The sequence below is a fragment of the Calidifontibacillus erzurumensis genome (assembly GCF_013303125.1).
Taxonomy (GTDB): domain Bacteria; phylum Bacillota; class Bacilli; order Bacillales; family Bacillaceae_J; genus Calidifontibacillus; species Calidifontibacillus erzurumensis.
The window spans coordinates 1-8,124 of sequence record NZ_JABTTE010000041.1; the positions used below are offsets into that span (position 1 = coordinate 1).

An 8,124-nucleotide genomic window follows, 5' to 3' on the forward strand; every position below is an offset into this window, starting at 1 on the left:
GAAGTCAATACGGTGTTGGTTCAGGAAGAATAAAATTTTCAAATTTAAATCAATCAAGTGAAATTTAATCCAAAATTTAAACCCATTTCAAAAGGTGATTTGATGGTAACCATATTTTTATGAGCCATGGGAGTAAAGAATTTGACAATTTGTTAACCCAAATAGAAATACCGCTATGGATATAAAGTAAAGGATTGATTATTTAACAGATCAATTTTATGAATTTATTCTTTCTGTTGTCAGACGTATTGACTTTCTTGTCAGTTATATGGGAACCAGTTTGAAAAATATGAAAGAGAACGATTGCTAGAGGCGTCCCAGTGGATCGAGATTATAATGGATCAAATCAGTTGGGATGAATGGCATTGTTTTTATCAAAACAGCAGAAGTTGATGAATTTCGGAGGCATCGTTAGTTCCCTTCAAATTCAAGAAAACTTGGACTAGCTGCTTCACTTCTTGCAGGCAGGTTCCGCTGTGCATATTGGCAATCAAACAATGTTTGTTTGGAAAAATACGTTATCTAGCAGGGTGTTAAATATTCTTGTAAATGGAGGAACTTCATGAAGAATATAGTTATTTTCAACCTTGGAAATCGGGATTTATATTTTAAGAATGAAACTATCATTCAAGATGTTACATACAAAGACACTCTTTCGATTAAAGCAAAATTTAGAGAGCACAGTGAATACGTATGGAACCACTATGATGATTTCAAAAATCTAATTCATTTTCCAATCATAGAAACGATCCTAAATAAAATTAAAAGAATGGGGATTATTATAGACGAAATTCATTTATTTGCAACTGATCAGGAAATTCCTCATGAACAAGATACGATTTTCATAGCAAAAATTTTACAAAAATATATAATGGAACTGAAACAGCGGGATCCATGGAAAGGAATACTAAATGAAGAAATGAAGAAACCAAAAATTCAAATAAGCAAAAAAGATCCGTCAGATTGGGATTTAATGTATCAATTCTATAATGAAAAATTAAGCAATTATCCTATTGGGGAAATAAATAATATATTTTTATCTGTTACAAGTGGTACGCAGTCTATGAATAGTATGCTGCTCACTAATGCCTTAAATTATTTTGGAAAAAAGGTTAGAATTCTTTATCTCAAATATCCTTCTAAACATCCAAATGAACTCCAATTAGGAAAATCATTGTTAAGGAAGAACATCATAGACACTCTCAAAAATAATATTCGTTCCTACGATTACTTTTCTTCTATTAAATATTTAGATCAGCATCAAGATGATTTCCAAAATTTACATTTGTTAGAAAACGTTAAAAATCTTATTAGTTTTGCACATCATAGATTGTCATTCAACTTTGAGGAAGCAGAAAAATATGTAAATGAAGTGTCTGATTTAATGCCACAATATAGAAATAAACTTGAAAAATTCCAAAATCAAATGTATGACTTAACAGATGAGAATGCGGAAAATATCGAACAATATATGTTTGAATTATATTGGAATATGTGGGTTCTTTATCAAAAAGGACAGTTTATTGATTTTACTGGCAGATTGTTTAGATTTCAGGAAGAGGCATTAAAATCTATTTTAGTAAATGATCTAAATGTACAGACAAAAAATAATGATACAGAGCTTGATGAAAATTGGGTACAAGCACAATTGGGTCTAATTGACTATTTTAAACAGAGAAAAGTTGAGTGGAAACGGCAAATAAATAGGTACATAACAGAAAACATTTTAGAATATTTTATTGCTAACGGCTACCCAGATTTAAATGATACTTTAGAAAAAATAAAATCTATTGAAGAAATGGCGAATCTCCGAAACAAGTCTCCACTTGCCCATGGATTCAAAGGTGTATCTGATAAAAAGCTGTATGATTTAATAAAAAATAAAAAATGGTTCATTGTTCCTTTTGAAGAATTTGAAAAAACATTATTTAAAAACCTGAGAGAAATATACGAAATCATTTTTAAAAAGCCTATAAACGATGATTCAAATATTTATAACGAGATGAATGAAGTATTGCTAAGTTTGGTTACAGAATTGGAAAAATAAAAGATCCAATAAAAAAGCACCTTTTGCATCAATTTTGCAAAGGTGTTTTTTGTATAATCCCCAAATAAACTACTATGTGTGGATAAATAAAAATGTACATCTAGAAATTAATTATAAAGATTCTAAGAAGAAAATACATAACCTCCCAATTACACTTCCAGCTATTGTGCTAAAGTTTCAATGGGAGGTATTTAAGGGGATGTTAGTGGGGCTGCAATAAATTATTTCCGAAAAAGAGCCGATATAAAAGTTTTTGCTTACTTCATATATATTACTTAAAGAAAAGAAAACTTGATCAAAGGTTCATTACAATTTTGGAAAAGTCGACAAGAGCAGGCCAAAAACTTAATTGTGCCAAATTGTAATGTTCAAAATGGTGGACTACCAAGGGGGAAAAGATGAAATATAGAAAATTCTACGCTGAAAAACGCCTTTTTATATTTCAGATTAATAAATACTTCAAATGAGAAGAGTCCGGATTGAAAAAGGTAGAGATGATAATATCCTTTAGTCTCTTTTGTCGTCGACCTCCAATAATGCAAAAATGCCTGGGGATCGACGACAATTTCATTTTGAAATAAAAATGGAGAAAATTAGATAATTTCAAAGAAAAATCAAGAATATTTTATTTTTTTATTAAAGTCAAATGTGTTGAAGGAAAACAAGAATTCTTTATAGAAATATTGATATGACGCATATTTTTTGGGTTTTGATATTACCTATGAGGAATTGAAACTCAAATGATATTCTCAACTAATTTAAATGCATTTACAGTTTTGATATTACCTATGAGGAATTGAAACTTGCTAATCTTGTAGAAGAATATTTGAAAAAAAATAAAGTTTTGATATTACCTATGAGGAATTGAAACCGAGATAAAATCCTCAAATTTAGTTCGGAAAATAGAGTTTTGATATTACCTATGAGGAATTGAAACCTTACACATAGATTTGGAAAAATACTGTCTAAAGAAGTTTTGATATTACCTATGAGGAATTGAAACTAAATCTACTGACTGTATAATAAGCCATTTCAAAACTGTTTTGATATTACCTATGAGGAATTGAAACTTGGGTGAGTATGGTAATTTCGAAAACGATTCAAAGTTTTGATATTACCTATGAGGAATTGAAACTATTGACTACGAACAATACAAGCGCGCTTTTCGTATGTTTTGATATTACCTATGAGGAATTGAAACTTGTAGAAAAACGAATATTAAGTTAACAAGTACAGCGTTTTGATATTACCTATGAGGAATTGAAACAAAAGTGACTGTCCTATTTTTTTGGCTCCGGTGCTTCCGTTTTGATATTACCTATGAGGAATTGAAACTATGGTTCTTTTTGGGTTTATATTTGATTAGAAAATTTGTTTTGATATTACCTATGAGGAATTGAAACTACGTTTGGTGGGGTAACCCACAATACCCCCACTGGGTTTTGATATTACCTATGAGGAATTGAAACTTAATTAATTATATGAATATAGATAGAGTAGAAGCTAGTTTTGATATTACCTATGAGGAATTGAAACATAACCCCGTTGCGAAGGGCAGGTGTGATATAATAGTTTTGATATTACCTATGAGGAATTGAAACGTTTACGGAACTCGAGCATGTTGCCACGAATCATGCGTGTTTTGATATTACCTATGAGGAATTGAAACAATACTTCTTCTACTATAGGAATATATGCTTTTTCTGTTTTGATATTACCTATGAGGAATTGAAACTATGAAAAAGATTGCAATTATATTGATGATAACCGTGTTTTGATATTACCTATGAGGAATTGAAACCTCGATAAGCGGCAAGGATCCACGTTTTCCAAAACTGTTTTGATATTACCTATGAGGAATTGAAACATTTTTCATCCCATTTATCTTGATTTTTCCATTTTGTTTTGATATTACCTATGAGGAATTGAAACGACCACCTACTTTACAATAAAAAATAGCCATGCTCGTGTTTTGATATTACCTATGAGGAATTGAAACTTTCGCATTTTCATTATTAAATCTGTAGGATAGTTCTAGTTTTGATATTACCTATGAGGAATTGAAACTCAATATTTGCAACGAATATTCTTCTTTTGTAGTTGTTTTGATATTACCTATGAGGAATTGAAACAAATGTCGATTAAACTGTACTTTTACTACGGTTGCGTTTTGATATTACCTATGAGGAATTGAAACGATAAAAACGGCCGTATTCAGTCGAACAAGCTTGACAGTTTTGATATTACCTATGAGGAATTGAAACACTGTCCGTCCTTCACCACATAAAGTTTTCTATTATGTTTTGATATTACCTATGAGGAATTGAAACAGTCGTATCAGTTCCGGATATAAACACAAATTCTTGTTTTGATATTACCTATGAGGAATTGAAACTAATTGATTTTAAAACAGCTAACCCGTCTCCGTATGTTTTGATATTACCTATGAGGAATTGAAACTGTCGCGAAAGCTGTTTGATAGTGAGAAGCCCCCTCGTTTTGATATTACCTATGAGGAATTGAAACTTTCGAGCGGCGGAGAAAATGATGAAATAAAACAGTGTTTTGATATTACCTATGAGGAATTGAAACCATAGACATAAATTGGAGGTGAAATTATGTTTGAAAGTTTTGATATTACCTATGAGGAATTGAAACGGTGGTAATAACTTGATTGTACCACCTAAACAGGACAAGTTTTGATATTACCTATGAGGAATTGAAACAATATAATTTCACCTCTCACCAACTTTCGAAAAAAAGTTTTGATATTACCTATGAGGAATTGAAACTTGTAATATAATGTCAAATCCCCCCAATGAGTCATACGTTTTGATATTACCTATGAGGAATTGAAACCCACAATACGGACATTTCATCTTCATTCACCTCATACGTTTTGATATTACCTATGAGGAATTGAAACTCTCTTACACTTGATATTTTGAATGAAGGTTTTGAAGTTTTGATATTACCTATGAGGAATTGAAACTAGCTTCAAGGATGAAAGAGTTCTTGGAAAAGTATGTTTTGATATTACCTATGAGGAATTGAAACCTAGGTTTGATAGCGTGACTAGATTTCATGTTCTATGTTTTGATATTACCTATGAGGAATTGAAACTGTGTAATACCTTGCTCAGACATCAATTCAATATATGTTTTGATATTACCTATGAGGAATTGAAACTCAATAGCGTTTTGTGTATTGGTTTGACGTTGTGCTTCGTTTTGATATTACCTATGAGGAATTGAAACTGATGAAGTCAATGTGTGGAATGATTTTTGGGTTACAGTTTTGATATTACCTATGAGGAATTGAAACTGCAATATGTGAAAAGGGGTGAATGAATTGCCTCCACCGTTTTGATATTACCTATGAGGAATTGAAACACTCACGCAACATTGACTGGAACCTTTGTCCAAAAGGTTTTGATATTACCTATGAGGAATTGAAACATTTCATGAAACAAAAATAGGTAAAAACCACATTTTGTTTTGATATTACCTATGAGGAATTGAAACCGAGTATTGACATGATAATTCCACATTGACAGTATTGTGTTTTGATATTACCTATGAGGAATTGAAACACATTTCCGTTTGCCCAGATAGGTTCGTAACTAACGTTTTGATATTACCTATGAGGAATTGAAACCAAATGCTTATCAAAATGGTATTGCAGTAATACGTTGTTTTGATATTACCTATGAGGAATTGAAACATGCAAACAATATATATAATAATGTAAAAACTAATCACAGTTTTGATATTACCTATGAGGAATTGAAACAAAACCTCCATCATTGCTAATATAGCTTGAACCGCCAAGTTTTGATATTACCTATGAGGAATTGAAACCACTTGCATTATGTTCTACATATTCATCCATGAACAGTTTTGATATTACCTATGAGGAATTGAAACTATTTTTCGATGTCTCTGTTTATACTTTCTAGATGCGTTTTGATATTACCTATGAGGAATTGAAACACTGTCTTAAATATATCATACTTGATTTAGTATTGCGTTTTGATATTACCTATGAGGAATTGAAACTTGCTTCAAGACTATAGTTTCCTTGTACCGAGCATGGTTTTGATATTACCTATGAGGAATTGAAACTTGATTTCTTGACATTGAGTGTGTTCTAATCGCTCAGTTTTGATATTACCTATGAGGAATTGAAACTAAAGAAGAATTGATTGAGGGGTGCTATGAATGAGAGTTTTGATATTACCTATGAGGAATTGAAACTAAAGGTATTGATGATGCCCCGTTCCTCCTGTAGTCGTTTTGATATTACCTATGAGGAATTGAAACACTGGATAATAAACAAATTGAGAACGTTCAGTTTGTGTTTTGATATTACCTATGAGGAATTGAAACCTGATGAATGCAGGGTGAAGTTTAAAACCTACCTTTGTTTTGATATTACCTATGAGGAATTGAAACGCGATTTCATCAATCTTTTTATCGTTTGATTGTTCAAAAGTTTTGATATTACCTATGAGGAATTGAAACTCTATCAGCTTTTGAAGGAAGCTTATTTGATCTTTCGTTTTGATATTACCTATGAGGAATTGAAACATGAAAAGAGAATACAAAACACACGAACAAAAGCGGTTTTGATATTACCTATGAGGAATTGAAACAACCTAAAAAATTTTCGTCTTCATCGTAATGTCCATGTTTTGATATTACCTATGAGGAATTGAAACTTTCTTTGATTACAGCATCCCATAGTTTTTCTGGGATGGTTTTGATATTACCTATGAGGAATTGAAACTAATTCTTTCCATTTGATATCCGCGCTTGTAAAGGGTTTTGATATTACCTATGAGGAATTGAAACTTAAGAAAGGAATGGGATAGTAAAAGTGGAAGAAAGTTTTGATATTACCTATGAGGAATTGAAACTCGTTCACAACGGATTGGTTGTTGGTGACAGAGTAACGTTTTGATATTACCTATGAGGAATTGAAACTTTTCGTTCAAGAAGTTTTCTAGGTCGTCACGATCCGTTTTGATATTACCTATGAGGAATTGAAACTCCAGAGAATAATAAATAAAAATATATGGACAGTAGTTTTGATATTACCTATGAGGAATTGAAACTTCCGCCTCAATTCGGGCTGATATAGGCGGAACGGAGTTTTGATATTACCTATGAGGAATTGAAACCCAAAACATTGGAACGGTTCAGAATTTGAAGAATTGGTTTTGATATTACCTATGAGGAATTGAAACTGAGCAAATTTGTACAAACCAATTACGGTAACAAAAGTTTTGATATTACCTATGAGGAATTGAAACTTGAGATTAACTTCGTTGACCGGTGTTCCTTCAACCAGTTTTGATATTACCTATGAGGAATTGAAACACATCTTTTCATATCGCTCTAACCCTTTTTCGGTTGCGTTTTGATATTACCTATGAGGAATTGAAACATAAAATAAAATAAAAATAATAATAAAAAAAAGAAAAAGTTTTGATATTACCTATGAGGAATTGAAACTTCAAATAATCTATATCACATCGCAACAATTATTCGTTTTGATATTACCTATGAGGAATTGAAACAAATCTAGTAATTCCAATATTCCAACAGCAACCTTTGTTTTGATATTACCTATGAGGAATTGAAACCTTGTTGATCCAGCGGAACTAGACGCTTGTTTGACGTTTTGATATTACCTATGAGGAATTGAAACCCGTCCGTAGCTGCTTCAACTGCTTGTCTATACGTGTTTTGATATTACCTATGAGGAATTGAAACTCTAATAGTCTGACGCGCGTGACATCACCTGCCGGTTCGTTTTGATATTACCTATGAGGAATTGAAACTTTTGGACAAATCTTGTTTAAGCTTCATTTCCTTTTTGTTTTGATATTACCTATGAGGAATTGAAACTCTTTTAACACCACTTGGTACGGTGTTGTGAAATAGTTTTGATATTACCTATGAGGAATTGAAACAACCTTCTTCGTACAACTTGTCTTTGTCGTCAATATCGTTTTGATATTACCTATGAGGAATTGAAACGTAAATACATTTGATGCTTTAGTCACAATATGC

1 protein-coding gene and 1 CRISPR repeat array are annotated in these 8,124 nt (G+C 31.6%); the gene reads left to right on the top strand.

The genetic code is table 11. From position 1 onward, the window contains the following. The first annotated feature begins 562 nt into the window (after window positions 1–562). Complete coding sequence (locus HR057_RS16445) at window positions 563–2,047, top strand: hypothetical protein (RefSeq protein WP_173732560.1); 1,485 nt, start codon at window positions 563–565, stop codon at window positions 2,045–2,047. Between the two features lie 706 nt (window positions 2,048–2,753). Then, window positions 2,754–8,091: a CRISPR direct-repeat array (repeat unit 30 nt; unit sequence GTTTTGATATTACCTATGAGGAATTGAAAC). Window positions 8,092–8,124 lie beyond the last annotated feature (33 nt).

What these genes read in the sequence shown, in the direction of transcription:
- HR057_RS16445 (WP_173732560.1), top strand. Translation starts at nt 563, where the DNA reads ATGAAGAATATAGTTATTTTCAACCTTGGAAATCGGGATTTATATTTT.